Source organism: Nitrosomonas limosa, assembly GCF_054188085.1.
The window spans coordinates 2,512,136-2,528,555 of the sequence record NZ_CM135180.1 but is presented as its reverse complement, the minus strand read 5'-3'; the positions used below and the strand labels follow the sequence as shown (position 1 = coordinate 2,528,555).

Annotated in this window: 17 protein-coding genes and 1 tRNA gene; 6 read left to right on the top strand and 12 right to left on the bottom strand. The window is 44.1% G+C overall.

Features of this window, described 5'->3' with window-relative positions:
- The first annotated feature begins 33 nt into the window (after positions 1-33).
- Complete coding sequence (gene phoU / locus ACV7NC_RS11715) at positions 34-741, top strand: phosphate signaling complex protein PhoU (protein ID WP_458152755.1); 708 nt, start codon at positions 34-36, stop codon at positions 739-741.
- 68 nt (positions 742-809) lie between these two features.
- Here the strand turns inward: phoU and ACV7NC_RS11710 are convergent, their stop codons facing one another.
- The 6 genes from ACV7NC_RS11710 to ACV7NC_RS11685 are packed head-to-tail and all read right to left on the bottom strand — an operon-like array spanning position 810 to position 7,264.
- Positions 810-1,271, bottom strand: a complete 462-nt coding sequence (locus ACV7NC_RS11710) for a type IV pilin protein (RefSeq protein ID WP_458152754.1) — start codon at positions 1,269-1,271, stop codon at positions 810-812.
- A 47-nt stretch (positions 1,272-1,318) separates the two neighbouring features.
- Positions 1,319-4,840: a pilus assembly protein gene (locus ACV7NC_RS11705; RefSeq protein ID WP_458152753.1), complete on the bottom strand. Its 3,522-nt coding sequence runs from the start codon at positions 4,838-4,840 to the stop codon at positions 1,319-1,321.
- A gap of 31 nt (positions 4,841-4,871) precedes the next feature.
- Positions 4,872-5,459, bottom strand: coding sequence for a pilus assembly PilX family protein (locus ACV7NC_RS11700; protein WP_458152752.1), 588 nt, complete (start codon positions 5,457-5,459; stop codon positions 4,872-4,874).
- Complete coding sequence (locus tag ACV7NC_RS11695; RefSeq protein ID WP_458152751.1) at positions 5,456-6,217, bottom strand: PilW family protein; 762 nt, start codon at positions 6,215-6,217, stop codon at positions 5,456-5,458. The genes ACV7NC_RS11700 and ACV7NC_RS11695 overlap by 4 nt, the downstream gene beginning before the upstream one ends.
- Position 6,218: 1 nt before the next feature.
- A complete protein-coding gene (gene pilV, locus ACV7NC_RS11690) occupies positions 6,219-6,725 on the bottom strand; it encodes a type IV pilus modification protein PilV (protein WP_458152750.1) in 507 nt (168 codons plus the stop codon).
- Positions 6,722-7,264: a GspH/FimT family pseudopilin gene (locus tag ACV7NC_RS11685; protein ID WP_458152749.1), complete on the bottom strand. Its 543-nt coding sequence runs from the start codon at positions 7,262-7,264 to the stop codon at positions 6,722-6,724. The genes pilV and ACV7NC_RS11685 overlap by 4 nt, the downstream gene beginning before the upstream one ends.
- Positions 7,265-7,483: 219 nt before the next feature.
- Between ACV7NC_RS11685 and thiO the strand changes: the two genes are divergently transcribed.
- The gene (gene thiO, locus ACV7NC_RS11680) at positions 7,484-8,566 is read left to right on the top strand and encodes a glycine oxidase ThiO (protein WP_458152748.1); all 1,083 of its coding nucleotides are present in this window, start codon (positions 7,484-7,486) and stop codon (positions 8,564-8,566) included.
- 5 nt (positions 8,567-8,571) lie between these two features.
- Here the strand turns inward: thiO and ispH are convergent, their stop codons facing one another.
- The gene (gene ispH, locus ACV7NC_RS11675) at positions 8,572-9,516 is read right to left on the bottom strand and encodes a 4-hydroxy-3-methylbut-2-enyl diphosphate reductase (RefSeq protein ID WP_458152747.1); all 945 of its coding nucleotides are present in this window, start codon (positions 9,514-9,516) and stop codon (positions 8,572-8,574) included.
- Between the two features lie 431 nt (positions 9,517-9,947).
- A tRNA-Arg gene (locus ACV7NC_RS11670) sits at positions 9,948-10,023 on the bottom strand.
- Between the two features lie 426 nt (positions 10,024-10,449).
- Between ACV7NC_RS11670 and ACV7NC_RS11665 the strand changes: the two genes are divergently transcribed.
- The 3 genes from ACV7NC_RS11665 (at position 10,450) to ACV7NC_RS11655 (ending at position 12,898) form a co-directional block, all read left to right on the top strand.
- Positions 10,450-10,998: a peroxiredoxin gene (locus ACV7NC_RS11665; RefSeq protein WP_458152746.1), complete on the top strand. Its 549-nt coding sequence runs from the start codon at positions 10,450-10,452 to the stop codon at positions 10,996-10,998.
- A gap of 224 nt (positions 10,999-11,222) precedes the next feature.
- Complete coding sequence (locus ACV7NC_RS11660) at positions 11,223-12,245, top strand: IS110 family RNA-guided transposase (protein ID WP_458152745.1); 1,023 nt, start codon at positions 11,223-11,225, stop codon at positions 12,243-12,245.
- Positions 12,246-12,526: 281 nt separating this feature from the next.
- A complete protein-coding gene (locus tag ACV7NC_RS11655) occupies positions 12,527-12,898 on the top strand; it encodes a TraR/DksA family transcriptional regulator (protein WP_458152744.1) in 372 nt (123 codons plus the stop codon).
- A gap of 18 nt (positions 12,899-12,916) precedes the next feature.
- On the opposite strand, the gene ACV7NC_RS11650 is transcribed toward ACV7NC_RS11655, so the two are convergent.
- The 4 genes from ACV7NC_RS11650 to ACV7NC_RS11635 form a co-directional block, all read right to left on the bottom strand.
- Entirely contained in the window at positions 12,917-13,459 is a 543-nt protein-coding gene (locus ACV7NC_RS11650) for a Smr/MutS family protein (protein ID WP_458152743.1), read from the bottom strand.
- Positions 13,460-13,496: 37 nt separating this feature from the next.
- Complete coding sequence (gene trxB / locus ACV7NC_RS11645; RefSeq protein ID WP_458152742.1) at positions 13,497-14,450, bottom strand: thioredoxin-disulfide reductase; 954 nt, start codon at positions 14,448-14,450, stop codon at positions 13,497-13,499.
- Between the two features lie 3 nt (positions 14,451-14,453).
- On the bottom strand, positions 14,454-15,116 hold the full coding sequence (locus ACV7NC_RS11640) for a dioxygenase family protein (RefSeq protein ID WP_458152741.1): 663 nt from the start codon (positions 15,114-15,116) through the stop codon (positions 14,454-14,456).
- Between the two features lie 502 nt (positions 15,117-15,618).
- Positions 15,619-15,858, bottom strand: a complete 240-nt coding sequence (locus tag ACV7NC_RS11635) for a hypothetical protein (protein WP_458152740.1) — start codon at positions 15,856-15,858, stop codon at positions 15,619-15,621.
- Between the two features lie 284 nt (positions 15,859-16,142).
- Here ACV7NC_RS11635 and trbK point away from each other — a divergent pair, with 284 nt between their 5' ends.
- Entirely contained in the window at positions 16,143-16,343 is a 201-nt protein-coding gene (gene trbK / locus ACV7NC_RS11630; protein ID WP_458152739.1) for an entry exclusion lipoprotein TrbK, read from the top strand.
- The last annotated feature ends 77 nt before the right edge of the window (positions 16,344-16,420 follow it).

Sequence of the window (16,420 nt, the reverse complement as noted above, 5' to 3'; positions counted from 1 at the left end):
TATTTGATCTTGAAATGACAAAGGCTACATTTTATGGCAAACAAAGAACATATCTCTAAGCAGTTCGATGCAGATCTCGAAGAAGTACGGACTCGTGTACTGCAAATGGGTGGTTTTGTCGAAGAACAGATCGAATATGCCATTGATGCGCTAACCAGCGGAAATGAAGAATTGATCGATCAAGTAATCACCCGCGATCATCGAGTAAATGCTATGGAAGTATCGATCGATGAAATTTGCAATCAAATTATCGCACGCCGTCAACCCACTGCTAGTGATTTGCGCATGATTATGATGGTCATAAAAACTATTACTGATCTGGAACGTATCGGTGATGAAGCCGCGAAAATCGCGCGGATGGCTAAATTAATTTATTCTTCGGATCGAATGCATATTCCTCGCTTTAATGAAATTAAACATGTAGCAAGTATCGCCATGGATATGCTGCATAAAGCGCTGGACTCATTTGCACGGTTGGATTTAAACGCGGCCGCACAAATTGTAAGACAGGATGAATTTGTTGATGAAGAATTTCGCTCTATTTTGCGGCAATTAATTACATTTATGATGGAAGATCCAAGAAAAATTTCCACATGCTTGGAAATTGTCTTTATCGCCAAAGCAATTGAGCGTATCGGCGATCATGCCAAGAATATGTCGGAATATGTCGTGTATATGGTAAAGGGCAAAGATGTGCGCCATGTAACAGCTGATCAAATCGAACAAGAAATCAGAGAATAAGCAGAAACTTCTCAGAGCAGTAGACTTGTTCCGACAGCTTTCTCTAAATAAGCGTTTTCTTGCCTAAGCTAGCGATTCCAACAATCCGCGACATTCCCATCAGCGCCCTGAAGGCCTGTGTGAGTCAACGTTAGAGTCCCGCAGACATCACCCGCCATTGTCCCGGTTGGAATTGCTTGGAGGACAAATGTGTTATCCGTTACCGCTTGCAATGAAATATTATATTGAGCCGTTCCATTTCTAGGTGATTGTGTAATCGGCAATGCAACCGCGATATCATCCCCCCCCCTATTCGCAACACCATCTGCGCCAACAGTCGCGTCATACTGATTATTTTGTGTATAAAATCGTTCCATAAATTGTGCATTTTCATAGAGTAATGATTTTGCAACAGCGCGGTTAGATTGTCTTACGTAATTTTGATAAGAAGGTAAAGCAACCGATGCGAGAATACCTAAAATGGCAACGGCAATCATCAACTCAATTAACGTAAACCCTGTTGCTTTGATAGTGGAAAACTTTGAATTCATAGCTTTGATAATATCAAGAAGTGAATAAATATCTATTGATCAGATTGTTATTGAATTAGCTCACGCCAGGTAATTCTACCTCTCAGCCCCGCCGCACCCTTTGCTGTAGTCGTTTGATTCAATGAACCATCTGCGGTTGAGTACACGAAAATATCATGTGGTTCATTCGAATGTCCTCTTATTCGCGTAACACCACCCACTGAGAAACCAATTTCCATCCCGGCGGATAAGCCATCGTCAAGAGCCAGAACTCGATTTCTATTGGTATCAAATGCTGGAAATGGCAGCATTCCACCTGTCAGATAGTTAACTGCATTTACAAACCCTCTACCTCCAAAATCACAAGGTGATGCGGACGGTACAATCGTGGTGAATACTAAAATACCATCCTCCAAACTAGGAACGCCCGTAAGTCTTTCACCGCTAACTGGTAAATTAATATACCAACCTTTAACTGTTGTAGAGTACGATACTGCATTCAGTGTCAGTGTTCTTATAGAAGCATCTGTCATTACTTGTTGGACAAGTGAACTCACAGCTAAGGTTGCAGTTGTATTGTTATCCCACAAACCATAAATAGTTTGGGTACTTGTGGTTGTGGTATCTGCTGTCTCCAAATATTTACCTGTTCCAAACAAGACAAGCTGCCCCCCCTTGGGGTGGAAGCTTACCGATGGCGGAGAAATAATCGGTTTAGTTGTACCCGATGAAAATAATGGTGTGCCGCTAATAGCTACTTTCCAGCTAGCTGGAGTAGAAGAGCTTACATCAAATTTCCATAGATTTCCTTTAAGATCACCGGCATATATCACATCGACTTTACCATTCCCGTTTGAATCAAATGGAGTCGGCGTGGAAAGACCGTTTCCCGTTCCAGTATCAGCGATCAGCTTTATATAATCCGTACCTATTGTCCAAGAACCATCTTCTCCACCAGAAATAAATAAAATATACAGAACTGCTTTGCCACCCGTACTGTTATAACCATTACCAACAATCACAGCCCACTGATTATTTTCCATTTTAACGATCTGCATCGCCTGACTAGTAAATGGATTGATTTGAGGAAGATTATGGCTATACCCCATATCTGCATCATCATTACTCGTAAATTCCCATAACAATAAACTAGCTGCATTTGCCGCAGAAAAGGTTGGAGCTGATTTTGTCGCATCTGCCGGATTTGTTACATCAAGTGCAAAATAACCCTGTCCCCCTCCATTTAAGCTACTAACTAAAACAGTTCTCCATGTCGAAGTAGCGCTTGAATATACATCGCCCATCATTGGAGAACCATCAACAAAGTAACGATGATTAGCCGTGTAATCTCTATCTGATAATCTACTTAGGTTCTCATATGCTGTGCTGGGTACATAGACTAGTAATTCCTTGCCGGCATCCGCGCTGGAGCATCCAGGTGTTACGCCGGGAATACAAGCATTAAACCCATGCAACATCCCATCATTAGCTCCCACGTAAATCATGGGTACACGATCTTTATAATTATTTTTAAAAGCTGCATACCCAGGATGATCTACATTTGAATAACCAGCGATCGGTTTCCCTACATACAATGGACCTGAATTAATGATATCCCCCAGTTTTGTAGTGGGACGAACACGAAAATTATTGATAGCTGTCGAGCTGGCGCAAGTAAATGTTCCACTTGCATTTTCCCGCACTGCATCTCCTCGCAGAAATGCCACTCTCTCAGGTCCGCAATTATCGGTAACTCCCGAAGCATTTTTGTTGAGTAAATCTTTTTGCGTAGAAGTTAAATTACCATACTCGAATGAAACCCCATCGCTACTGCTTTTTGTAATGATTACCCGGGAAGAAGGACTTATAGATCCCGAAGCAAGAGATACTTCCCCGGCATTCCATTCGGTCGTTCCCATTACACCTGAGGAATTGATTGGAATTGATAGAAGCTGGCCACTCCAATCACCGCTGTTAAATTTTGCTTGATACACACGACCATTCGTCATCAATGAATTTGAATTAGCTGCTACTGCGGAAGCAGAACCTGTTCTGGCAACAATGGTTCTGAGCGCATTCGTTAAAGCATTCGTAAACGCTGCCGGATCAGCGGCGCTAAAAAATTCCCCGCGACTGTTCACTGCCGCATGCCATAAATCATCAATTTTATTCGCATCATTTAAGGTTGGATCTGGCCAGGCTTCTGACCCAGTTGGCAATGAAGAGCGGGAACCTTGGACGCCTAAACCGACGGTAAAATTTACCAAATGCTGCCAGAAAGCTGGATCATGCGGGTTGGTTGGAACCTTATTGGATAAATCTGTACGTAAATCATTCTTCCAATAACGCATTGCCACATCGGCTAAAGTATTGCTATAAGCATCAGAGTAAGGAAGTCCCGGAACATAACTATAAGTTGCTGGAACAGCCGGAGATGAGTTGTTAACAATTGAAGAGCCAGACTCATTATCGGAATTTCCCACGCTCGTGAAAGAAGTTTCGGACCAGTAACCATCCGTCATTAAGATATTATAATTTTGACGGCATTCGTGCTGTGTACCGCCGGTCGATCCCGGCGTTAGCCCCCAAGGCCCTTTATCATCGGTCCGTTGAAAGTATTCACCGACTGCCATCAATGCTTCCCGAAGCGGCGTACCTTCTTTCGGAATATCATGATCATAAAGATTATTAAAAAAATTTGTTCTGTCTGTTCCGGTAAATTGCCGAACACCTGTTTTTACAACCGTCGTAGCTACGCCATCGACCGTTGTAGAACCTTTATTGATCGCAGCAAAACCAACCCGCATAGTATTACCTTGCGCAGCAAAAGCCCGTCCAATCCCTGCGCGTGCCAACAATATGCGAGATCGATAATAGGTATACCAATTAGCAAAATTCTGAATTTCTTCAGCATAAGTGCAAGTTGGGGCAGCCGCACAATCGGTACGATTGGGTCCGCCGGTATAGGTTGAAGTTGTTGATATAATCTGAACTTGCGTATAACTGCTGGCAGCATTGATACTGCCAGAATTGTAATTAAAATAGACTGCAGGATAGAAGGTTCTAGAAGTGCTCGAAGATCGTGTTCCATTATCTTGCAACCAGCGTGCTGTTTGCGTATTGTTAACGGTAAGATTCCGGCAACCCGCCCCAGTGTTAAATGGATTATGGTAAGCACATGTGGGACTGGCGTTACTCATCAATGATCCATCCGCATTACTCCAAGGCAAATATCTGACCGTTGGATTGTAATAAATTTTGTTAGCATAACTGGAACGTAACTTTGCGGCATACCTATTTGCTGGATCAAAATCGACTACGTAGCTGTTGTAATCATCAGCTCCGTACACACCTGATGCACGTGGAAACATGTAACGCACTTCTTGGATGATCAACTCTTCCGGCATGATTTCAAACTGCATGGATCCTGAATCATCAAGTGTGAACATCACATTCGGAGAAATATTTCCTCCTAAAAAAAGCGGGCCATTTGATAACGGTGGAAGTGCATGGGACAAATTAACGGCAAAAAGTAAGGCTGCACCTGTCAAACTATCTGATAAGGAATTGCTAAAGAATTTTCTCTTCATGATATTAAGCCCCTTTCTTCTATCTCTAGAACTATGGTCTGAATATTTCTTGTAACCACACAACCGTACCTTGTTTTGCACCTTGAGCACGAATTGTTATCCGATAATAGTGCCGCAACACACCGCCAGGTGGTGTTTTTCTTATTCCCTCAATAAGATAGGTTGGTGCAGGCACTCCGACAGGCAGCAAAGGCGCTGTATATGTCACACCGTCAACCCTGAAGACAGTCCCTTCGACATAGGAAATCGGGCATGTCGGCGTACAATAGCTAGTCCATGACGGCACAGTATCAACCACCGCTCCAGGAGCCTCAACACCCGAACCGTAATAACAAAGTCCATCCGTGCAACCGGTATCAAATTCGGATATCCCTTCAATAGGTTTCGGTGAATTCGTTGTAGGATCGTTATCCCGAATATGTTGTTCAGCGTAACGCAATCCCATTTCAGCCGCTTGCATTGCCAACATGCGGTCGCGCATATTTCCGGACATCCGTTCTTCTACTGTCGCCATTCTCACCGCAGTGGTACCCAAAAGGGTTAGCACCATAAGAAAGATCAGGCCGGTAACAAACACGGCCCCTTTTTGCTTACATTGGAAATTGAGATTTTTATTCATGGCGCCGAATTTATACGGTTGCGCAAATTGATAGTTGCCGTAAATGCGCGTCTTAGCCGTCTATCAGATGGGATCGCTACGGAATCGCCGTTGCAATTGAGGTAATTTCCAGCAGATACCACATTTAGTTTCTCAGAACGAATCAATACACAAATACGCGTAGTCACGACTTGATTCCAATCTGCCGGCATCACCGTGTACTGATCGATGGATTGATTGCCGCTGGTATCTATCCCGTAAAGCACTTGTAAATCCTCGACATTCTCCAGCAGAACACTTCCGGATGGTGCTGCTGCTGGTGCAGGAGCTATATCTGCAATATCGCCTTTACACTGTAACTGTGCATTAAGTGTGTCAAGATTAAAATGATTCTGAATAATTCTTCCGGCAACAGTCACTCCAGTACCCTCGCAATCCCTATCCCCAACAGCGCCTTCATATTGAATAGTTAAAGTATCAGATGTACCTCCTGCTCCATTTGTACCACTGATAGCGGTTCCTTCGAAGGCAACCTTAAAGCCTGTAAAAGGAACCTCCACATGACCTGCTTGCTTGATACTTCGTCCAATAATTTCTAGTGCGTATCGGCCACTTTCTTGAAGCCTGGCATTATCCTCTTGCTCACGAAAAATCTGGCGGCTACTGACAAAGACTGTCCCGATAACTAGTAGCAAAATCAACCCCAACGTCATAGCTATCATCAGTTCAACCAAGCTAAAGCCTCGAAGACTGGAATATTCAAATTTATTAGTATTCATTTTATGGAGAAAATCTTGTCAAGAAGCAACGAGTATTGACCGGCGTTCCACCTGGACATGCGGGATCTGCCTCGCCATTCATTTCTTTTTCAGTCCACATTAGCGTAATCAGAAATCCAGCTGCCACATTGCCATTTACCGTTCCCATGCCGCCAGGTAGTAACCTGGAATTGGCAGTATTCCATTGCGCATGGTCATAAGCTGCTACTTGTGTTGCATTGCAAGTATTCGTCAAGCAGTCGTCACTTGCGGGGATAGTTGCTGTAAGTGCATTGTAAGACCCGGCAGTAACCCCGGCCAAATTCGCACGCATTCGATCGGCTATGTCTTCAGTTTGCTTACTAGCGATTGAACGATAGTGTGCGATATTATTGCTTCGCGCCCCCGACAAAATTAACGCCGCCATACCAAGTAAGCCAAAAGATACGACCAAGATCGTAATGAGAACTTCTATTAGACTGAAGCCGCTGTCATTCAGCGGCTTTCGTATCGAATATACACATTTCATTCGCATGTTCCCGTGCCTGTTTCAGTGCGAAGACGGCCCTGATTATTTAACACCAATGCTTTTGAATGCGTTATCCCCCTGCTGTCACATAATAAAAAGGTGCCATTAAATCCTGATGAAAAACCATTTGCTGCAAATGTAACTCTTGTGCGCAGCCCTGATCTCAAAGTGCTCCCACCAGAAAAAGCCGCATTTACATGCAAGATTTGATCTCCGGCATCAACAACCCCATTGCCGTTAGCGTCCGCAAAAACTAACCAGCCATTCGACCACACGTTACCTCCGGTACAACTGGTACCATTTGTACTCGGACACAAGGTTGTTTGACTACTACGTTTAATTGCCTCGCTCTTGGCTAATGCAATCGAAGATGCGAAGTTATTGCTTTGTGCAACCAATAAATTATCTTGGATAAACGTACGGTAACTGGGTATCGCTACGGTAAGCAAAATACTTGCCAGACTTAACGTAACAAGTAACTCAACCATGGTAAAACCACATTGATATTGCCACTGATTAAAAATATGATCCTTATTCATTCCCGAGATTCCCGTCACTCTCACTACTTTCTTTTAAATTAAGCCAGCTTATTTTTGTCTTTTTTTTTAGCGGATGTAATTGCAAAAAACTTTAGCGAAGTACAGATGAATTACTTCATTGATGACATGGATAATCAGTTAGGTTTTACTATGACCGGTATGAGTTAGAATTAGATTGACCTAGACTTTCCATTCTGGATATACAGATAATCAATTTTCATGAAACAGGACATTATTATCATTGGCGCTGGGGTCATTGGTCTTACATCAGCTGAGCGCCTTTTGGCAAAAGGCGCCAATGTGACGATTTTGGAAAGAAACAAAATTGGACAGGAGTCTTCCTGGGCTGGTGGTGGTATCTTGTCACCGCTCTTACCCTGGAACTATCCGAATGCGGTAACTCAGCTTGCCAGTTATAGTGCTGGACTATTTCCAGCATGGACGTCCAGCCTGAAGAAAAATACTGGGATAGATCCTGAATACCACAAATCCGGTATGCTGATATTACCGCCTATTCAAATAAACATTGCGAAGGATTGGTGCGTAGCACGCGGCATAAAAATAGAACACACCATCGCACCCCACACTCAAACTAACGCAGAGAATAATGATCGCGCATTATATCTGCCGGATATCGCTCAAGTACGAAACCCAAGATTATTGCACGCGTTATACAACCGAATTAAACAGTTGGGCGGGAAGATTATTGAAGACTGCAATGTTTACCCATTAAATACAAAGTCTCAACAGATTACGTCTATCAAAACATCTTGTGGAAAATTTAAAGCCGACCATACAATCATCAGCACCGGCGCCTGGAGTAAAGAGACATTAGGAATTCATGCACTCAAACTGGACATCAAGCCGATAAGAGGTCAAATGCTGTTATTTAAATTTGACACTCCACCGATAGATCACATTATTGTTAAGGAAAACTTCTACATTATCCCTCGCAAGGATGGCCATATCCTGATCGGCAGCACTCTGGAAGATGTGGGATTTAACAAACAAACGACCGCAGCCGCGTTCGAATATCTAATTGGAAATGCAGGAAAAATCCTGCCAGAACTATATCAAATGCCTGTGAAACAACATTGGTCGGGGCTAAGGCCCGGGTCACCTCAGAATATCCCGACTATTGGGCGGCACCCAAGAATCCGTAACTTATCAGTTAATTGCGGACATTTTCGCTATGGAGTAACTATGGCCCCCGGTAGCGCTGAAATACTGGTTAATGAATTAACGGGAACAGCACAGCCATTTGATACCACTTTTTATCAGGCCGGTTGGGATGGCCATTGATCAATTCAAGCTTTGGGAAGAGGAAACACCACGGATTCAACCACACCACTGAGTTCTTCGATCGTTACATCTTCACCGATTTGTTCAGCGCCAATCTGCTTAAGACGGGATATTACTTGCTGGACCAAAATCTCGGGAGCTGAAGCCCCTGCTGTAATACCAATATTTTTCTTCCCGACAAACCATCTTTCCTGCAACTGCTCGGCACGATCCACCATATATGCCTCAACATTCGCATTTCTAGCCACTTCGCACAACCGGTTAGAATTAGAGCTATTTGGAGAACCAACCACAATGACCAAATCACATTGATTGACCATTTTTTTCACGGCATCCTGCCGATTCTGGGTAGCGTAACAAATATCATCTTTTTTAGGACCGGTTATCATCGGAAACCGTTTTTTTAACGCATCGACAATCCTTGCAGCATCATCAACGGACAAGGTAGTTTGCGTAACATACGCCAAGTTAGCTTCATCTTTAACATTCAGGGTTTCGACATCCATTTCCGTTTCCACCAAGTACATACCCTTGTCATCACCCTCGATTTGCCCCATCGTGCCTTCCACTTCGGGATGCCCCTGGTGGCCAATCATGATGATTTCTTTTCCTTCCTTGCGCATTTTCGCAACTTCAACATGAACCTTAGTAACCAACGGACAAGTCGCGTCAAAAACTTTTAACTTGCGCTCCGCAGCTTCACGGCGTACTGCGTGCGACACACCATGCGCGCTAAAGATAAGAATGCTGTCTTGCGGCACTTCATCCAAATGCTCCACAAACACGGCACCTTTTTTCTCCAAGTTTTCAACCACAAAACGATTATGCACTACTTCATGACGAACATAGATCGGCGCTCCATGCATCGTTAGCGCACGTTCAACAATTTCGATTGCACGATCCACACCGGCACAGAACCCTCGCGGATTTGAAAGTAGTACTTTGATCATTTGATTATCCCTCCAACAATGGATATTTGTTCTTTTATTGCGTGCATACGTTTAAAGTCACACAATATGTATCTAAAAATAAATAAAACTCATTGATTGCTCAATCTCGGTAAATAGCGCAACATTTTTTGTAGCCTTAGAGCTGGTCAGTGCTTGCCTAGTTGCACATTGATTGGTTGCATCAAAGCTATACAGAGATTTGCTATTCCCTTAATTCTACAACAATAGAACTCAAGCCCCCGCTGAATCCCGATGTTCATAACTTTTGCCGAGCTGCGAATTCTAAACGAAGAAATTAATAGTTACCATAACTCTAATGAACACATACCCAATGAAATCATTAAACCCGACTCTTCTTCAATGATTTTACATAGATCTTCTTAGATACAAAACAAGCGCTCTACCCACTATCATTGCTAAGCCAACTTCACTGGCGCCCTGAACACGAATCGAACGTGCGACCTACCCCTTAGGAGGGGGTTGCTCTATCCACTGAGCTACCAGGGCGAATTCGGCATTTTACGCTAATCTCACAGAATGAATAAACCGGATATATGGATTTCTTTAAAGCTTCTGAGTCACTAGTTTCAGGATCCAACTAATAAATCGCTGAACTGACCATATTTGCAAATAACGCTGCAACGAGTCGCTTACTCATGAGAAGTGACTATTGTTCTGATACTGACTAGATTAAATTTCTGTACAGTAAAACGGTTTGTATTCTAATTGCGCCTTATCTGAAACTTTCATTTTATTGCTTGGTCCTGATGTAGAGTGCTATCCCAGTTCACCCATCGCGGAAACACAATATACCAACAGCATCCGATACAGCGCATTAATGTTCGCTACGATTGTTTATACTGTTTGATTATTTTGAATTTGATCCCGAATTAAATTGACAAAACTCAACACACCGATTAAGGAATCAATCCCATGGAATCGTTTACAATCATCTCGTCATTACTAGTGCTGGGATTCATGTTTTGGTTTTTTTCCACGAACAAAACACTCCAATTAGGCCAGCATGCACCGGATTTCAGGCTTCCCGACCAGCAGGGAAAGATCCATACTCTCTCGGATTTTCATGGAAAATGGCTGGCTTTGTATTTTTACCCTAGAGACGATACGCCGGGTTGCACCAAACAAGCCTGTTCTTTTCGCGATGGTTTGGAGGATTTGGTTCATTTAGGAGCTGCCGTCGTCGGTGTGAGCGTGGATGACAGCAATAGTCACGCCGAATTCGCACTGAAATATCAGTTGCAATTTCCACTATTGGCGGATACCACTACCCGAACCGCTGCTGACTATCACTCTCTGATAAATCTCGGATTCGTCAAGTTTGCCAGGAGAAATACTTTCTTGATCGATCCGGAAGGAAAAATTGCTCGAATGTATTTATCAGCGAACGCATCACGCAATTCAACCGAGGTACTCGCTGATTTGAGAAGATTACAAGCAAAAGAATCATATAAAAATTCTTAAGACTTACATCTTACTGGTTAAAAAAGGATTGAAAATAGTGATTCCGGCAATATTATTGGGAATGAATAGATAGCAATTAAGGAGATGGTATGGACGCCTCCCTCCCCACCGGGGAGTCGGGGTAAGCAATAGAAATTGAGTTAGAGCCCCTCGCGGACCTGACGGCATCTACGTGCCAAGGTGGAGATAATAGAATCTTTCCACAAACGGATGGAGGGGCTGAAATGAATTTTACAACCTATGGGTTGGATATCGCAAAGCGAGTTTTTCAACTGTGCTGGGTGACACACGAGAGCGGCGAGATACACAACCGCAAGTTTAGCAAGCAGGAATTGCTGGAATTTTTTGCGCAACGTGAAGCTGGGCTGATTGCAATTGAGGCATGCGGAAGCGCGCACTGGTGGCGACGCAAACTGATGGCACTGGGACATGAGGTTAAACTGATTCACGCCAAGTTTGTCCGGCCCTTTGTGCAAGGCAATAAGACCGATGCGGCGGATGCCAAGGCAATCTGGACGGCGGTACGGCAACCGGGGATGCGCATGGTTGCGGGTAAAACAGAAGATCAACAAGCGCTGCTGGCACTGCACCGGATGAGATTATCGCTAATCAAGTTCCGTACCATGCAAGTGAACCAGCTGCGCGGCTTACTCTACGAATTTGGTGTTACGTTGAAGGGCGGCAGACAAGCAGGTCTGTCAGAAATACAGCAGCGCATGACTGAACTGGAAGGAATCGTACCTGGTGTGCTGTTTGAAGCAGTCAAGGAGCAATTGAATCGGCTCGATGAAATCGAAGCGGACGTGAAGAACATTGAACGCAGAATCAAAGATTGGCAGAAACAGCAGGCTGCATGCAGGAAGATTGCTGAGATCCCCAGTGTGGGAATGCTGACGGCAACTGCCCTTGTCGCCACGATGGGTGAAGCAGATAGCTTTAAATCTGGGCGGGAATTTGCTGCCTTTGTGGGGCTTGTTCCAAGGCAGAGCGGCACGGGCGGCAAGATCAAGCTGTTAGGTATCAGCAAACGGGGCGACACGTATTTACGCACCTTGCTGATCCATGGCACCAGGGCCGTCATGTTCAACGCCAAAGATAAAGGCGCGTGGAGTGAAGCACTGCTCCAGAGGCGCCCGACGAATGTGGCCATTGTTGCGATGGCCAACAAGATGGCGCGAACGGCGTGGGCGATTTTAGCGCATGATCGAGAGTACCAAAAGGGTTATGTGAGCCAAGTGCTCACATAACAAAGAACAACCACTGAAAAGGAGTGGAATGCTGATAGGTTGCGCAGGTAGATAAATCCGTGTGATGGCGAAACAGGTCGGACCGCAAGAACGTAAACCTGAATTTTTACCAGTGCTTCGAGCACGACGAGGAGATGAGGGCGTTCTTGGCGAATTCCACCAGGGCCCGCAGACAGAAATCCAATCTGCAATAAGGCCGGATATAAGACTGCAGCCGATTTCCTTTTTACCAAAACACGAAATATTGCTTGCCAAACCGGGAGGTGTCCATATAAGTAAAAATGGCTAATTTTACCGAAGAACAATTAATTCAATTGAAGGCTGCACTTCACAAACGGTATCTGGATTTACAACAGGTAATCCGTGACGAACTCGCGCATACTCAAGATATCAGCGATTCTGAACTGGCCGAGTATCTCAATAATATCCCAGACGAAATCGACACTGCCTTGGTTGACCGGCAAATCAATGAAATGCGCGAGCTTGAAATATCAATGAAATACCTCAGTGAACTTGAGTTTGGCGATTGCATTGATTGTGGTAACGAAATCGGATTTGAGCGTCTGCTTGCACAGCCCTCCGCACAACGTTGCATTCAATGTCAGAATAAGTATGAAAAGGACTTCCCGAAAAAATCGACGCCTTCGCTATAGAGTTGCTGTTTACCGAATTCATTTTTTACTTCTGAGCAAGACCAACAGAGCCCCTCCTCCGCCATCAATTGGCCTTGCCTGGCAAAAGGCCAGCACATCAGCGCACTGAATCAACCAATTACCGATTTTTGTCTTCAAAACCGGTTCACGGTCTTTTGAACCTAATCCTTTCCCGTGAATAATACGAATACAACGGTATTGATTCCGTAAGCAATTTTCCAGGAAAAAAGTCAATTCTTGCCTTGCTTCATCACGAGTAAATCCGTGCAAATCCAATGTGTCATCGATTTTCCAGTAACCGCGGCGTAATCTCTTCAGCGTCTGAGCCGATAAACCCGGTCGCATAAAAGACCACGAATCACCTGTTTCCAACGCGATCGCAATATGGTCGGAAAAATTGTCCGCCAAGAGTGTTTCATTTCTAGATTTATACGGAATTGGCAAAATCCTCGCACGGCTTTGCGGCAGTTTGTCGGAAACTGGTAATGGCGCTACATCACACATCGCAGTATGAAATAGCGACTCATCATCGTCGTCGCTGGTAGAGCCGTTATGAGTCATTGCCTTATCACAGATTCACATCGATCCAGTTTCGAATTTATTTTTTGAGATCATCCAGGTACTTTTCTGCATCTAATGCGGCCATGCAACCACTGGCTGCACTTGTAACCGCCTGCCGGTAAATATGATCTTGAACATCCCCTGCTGCAAATATCCCAGGGATATTGGTTGCTGTCGCATTTCCCTGGCCTCCGCCACGAGTCACGATATAACCATTTTCCATTTGCAATTGCCCAGTAAAAATATCGGTGTTCGGCTTGTGGCCGATGGCAATAAAAACCCCCTGCAAGTCAATTATTTTCGTGGATTGATCTTGTGTACTCTTGATGCGCATGCCGGTGACACCGGATTGATCCCCGATCACTTCATCCAGCACATGGTTCAACGCCAGCTTGATATTGCCGTTTTGAACCCTTTCCATCAATTTGTCGATTAGAATTTTTTCCGAGCGGAATTGATCACGCCGGTGCACTACCGTAACACTTCGAGCAATGTTAGCAAGATATAAAGCTTCCTCCACCGCGGTGTTACCGCCCCCTATGACAGCAACATCTTGCCCCTTATAAAAAAAACCATCACAAGTCGCGCATGCCGAGACGCCTCGCCCCATATATGCTTCTTCCGATGGTATTCCAAGATATTGGGCAGAAGCTCCTGTTGCAATGATCAGCGCGTCACAAGTGTAGCTTGCTTGATCACCGATCAACATAATCGGTTTTTCAGTCAGCTTGGCGGTATGAATATGATCAAAAATAATCTCGGTCTCAAAGCGCTCGGCGTGCTTCTGGAATCGATCCATCAACTCCGGCCCTTGCACCCCCATGGCATCGGCTGGCCAGTTATCAACATCCGTTGTCGTCATCAATTGGCCGCCTTGCGCCAATCCGGTGATTAATACCGGTTTTAAATTCGCCCGCGCCGCATAAACCGCCGCAGTATATCCCGCTGGTCCGGAACCAAGGATTAGCAATGTACTGTGTTTTGTTGTCATAGTTTAGTTACGGAGTAAATCAAGAACGATATTGTACTCGTAAAAGATCAAATTTCCTTCCCGGGCTTTTTCCGTGGCTATCATCGCGGATTGTTCCTTAACCGATTTCCGGCTCAAAAGTAAGTCACTTTTATTTAGTATCTGATCGGGAAAATACATTTGGGTCGTTAACGCTTCATAACCAGGTTTAAAAACTTTCAAGTGAATGTGCGGCGGCCTTGTCCAAGTGTTGCTAGCCGGGTAAACGCCGGGCATTACGGTTTTAAATCGATACAAACCCTCATCATCTGTTCGAATCGTCGCCCAACCTTGAAAATTTTGATCGAGCTTGGACTTGTTGGGATCACGAGGATGGCGGTAGCGCCCGTTGGCGTCCGCCTGCCAAATATCAAGCAGTGCATTTCCAATCGGCTGACTAAAAACATCCGTAACACGGCCACTGATCACAATATATTGCCCGGTCGCACGATCTGGATAACCCTCAATGCGTGTCAAATCGGCATCTTTATCTTTCTGATTTATCACCGGATAAAATGGACCTTCCGTTTCACTGGGTGTAGGCATTAACGCTAAAGCCTTTGCAAAACGACTGCCCATCCCTAAAAACCCGGCTACGCTGCTCATCAGACTTAACTGCAGTAATTTTCTGCGCGAATATTTTTTCATTGAACTTAATTATCAGTCTGTGTGGGAAAACTACTCACCAAACTCAAAAAAATCAGAATTATTAATCAAATGGTTGCTGAACCGCATTTGTTTAATCAATAATTTTGATGGCATTAACCGCAGTTTGTTCAAACCACAATTTTTGATATTCAGCAATTTCTGCAGTGCATCGAATAACTCCCTACTCGAAGCATCGCGATATTTTCTAAGAAAATGCTGAAAAATTTGACGGATGTAATGAAGTGCGAAGTTTACGGCACAAAGCGACTCGTTCGTGCAATCAATTAATCAGCGTTTCTCTAAGATTGAATTGGATTGTAGCACTATAAACAATTGATAATAAGGAAGAACCCAGATCTTCGTGCGATAATGGCATTCGCAACTTTCAACCTTCAGTTCTTCGCTGTATTTTAGAAGCAATCTATGCCGATATGATTCGGATGGACAAACTTGAGCACATGCAAGTTAAGATACAAGAATAAAAATTGGAATTGACAGCGACTTAGCGCAATTTACCGCGCACAACCCGAACAGATTCCGGGTTTCTCACAAATAGTTTGCCATCACACCCTGTCAGATTTCCACAGCTACAAGCTGATTTGATAAATGGCACTGAATTAACGATTTCCGTGCAATTCAAACATTCATAATAGATATCACCGCTGGTTGGAAGTTCCGCCGGATCTGGAGCGGGTTCAATGGGATAGAAATTATAAATCTTGCGCATATCGATTTTCAGCATTTTCTCTCCTACGATGAAGTTTATTTGTTTCGCTTGGTTAACGGCAATCATCTTCAAAATCGTAGGGGCATGCATCCGCATCGTGGGAAGAATCTACTGATGTCAGTTCTTTCGCATAAGAACAACAAGGTTTGATCCACATCAAATGGTGTTACAAACAAAGTACACAGACAATGGGATTAAGGTAAAATGATGCGGTTAGGTTCATGTGGCTGGGCCAACATCAAGAAACTGATAAATCAATAGATTCATCAAAAAAAGTAATTTCTATAGAGGAAAAATAAATGAAGTTTAATAAAAATGTTGTTGGCGTTATTGTTCTTGGAGCCGCTTTAGTTGGATGTAGTGGCGGCGGTCTTCCCGAAGCCGATTCAGTCAATTGTGCTGGGCGCGGCATGGAGAAGGCGCTGAGCGAGTTCAAAAACAATGAAGCCGCACGGCAAGCATTCTTAGATAAATGCAACGAAATAAACCAAGGAAAGTAACTTTTGAGAAGTTTTAAATTGAAATCACTTTCTCAGTGATTTTCAGCTTCTACAACTCAGTCAATGTAGGGTGAATA

What these genes read in the sequence shown, in the direction of transcription:
- phoU (WP_458152755.1), top strand. Translation starts at nt 34, where the DNA reads ATGGCAAACAAAGAACATATCTCTAAGCAGTTCGATGCAGATCTCGAA.
- ACV7NC_RS11710 (WP_458152754.1), bottom strand. Translation starts at nt 1,271, where the DNA reads ATGAATTCAAAGTTTTCCACTATCAAAGCAACAGGGTTTACGTTAATT.
- ACV7NC_RS11705 (WP_458152753.1), bottom strand. Translation starts at nt 4,840, where the DNA reads ATGAAGAGAAAATTCTTTAGCAATTCCTTATCAGATAGTTTGACAGGT.
- ACV7NC_RS11700 (WP_458152752.1), bottom strand. Translation starts at nt 5,459, where the DNA reads ATGAATAAAAATCTCAATTTCCAATGTAAGCAAAAAGGGGCCGTGTTT.
- ACV7NC_RS11695 (WP_458152751.1), bottom strand. Translation starts at nt 6,217, where the DNA reads ATGAATACTAATAAATTTGAATATTCCAGTCTTCGAGGCTTTAGCTTG.
- pilV (WP_458152750.1), bottom strand. Translation starts at nt 6,725, where the DNA reads ATGAAATGTGTATATTCGATACGAAAGCCGCTGAATGACAGCGGCTTC.
- ACV7NC_RS11685 (WP_458152749.1), bottom strand. Translation starts at nt 7,264, where the DNA reads ATGAATAAGGATCATATTTTTAATCAGTGGCAATATCAATGTGGTTTT.
- thiO (WP_458152748.1), top strand. Translation starts at nt 7,484, where the DNA reads ATGAAACAGGACATTATTATCATTGGCGCTGGGGTCATTGGTCTTACA.
- ispH (WP_458152747.1), bottom strand. Translation starts at nt 9,516, where the DNA reads ATGATCAAAGTACTACTTTCAAATCCGCGAGGGTTCTGTGCCGGTGTG.
- ACV7NC_RS11665 (WP_458152746.1), top strand. Translation starts at nt 10,450, where the DNA reads ATGGAATCGTTTACAATCATCTCGTCATTACTAGTGCTGGGATTCATG.
- ACV7NC_RS11660 (WP_458152745.1), top strand. Translation starts at nt 11,223, where the DNA reads ATGAATTTTACAACCTATGGGTTGGATATCGCAAAGCGAGTTTTTCAA.
- ACV7NC_RS11655 (WP_458152744.1), top strand. Translation starts at nt 12,527, where the DNA reads ATGGCTAATTTTACCGAAGAACAATTAATTCAATTGAAGGCTGCACTT.
- ACV7NC_RS11650 (WP_458152743.1), bottom strand. Translation starts at nt 13,459, where the DNA reads ATGACTCATAACGGCTCTACCAGCGACGACGATGATGAGTCGCTATTT.
- trxB (WP_458152742.1), bottom strand. Translation starts at nt 14,450, where the DNA reads ATGACAACAAAACACAGTACATTGCTAATCCTTGGTTCCGGACCAGCG.
- ACV7NC_RS11640 (WP_458152741.1), bottom strand. Translation starts at nt 15,116, where the DNA reads ATGAAAAAATATTCGCGCAGAAAATTACTGCAGTTAAGTCTGATGAGC.
- ACV7NC_RS11635 (WP_458152740.1), bottom strand. Translation starts at nt 15,858, where the DNA reads ATGCTGAAAATCGATATGCGCAAGATTTATAATTTCTATCCCATTGAA.
- trbK (WP_458152739.1), top strand. Translation starts at nt 16,143, where the DNA reads ATGAAGTTTAATAAAAATGTTGTTGGCGTTATTGTTCTTGGAGCCGCT.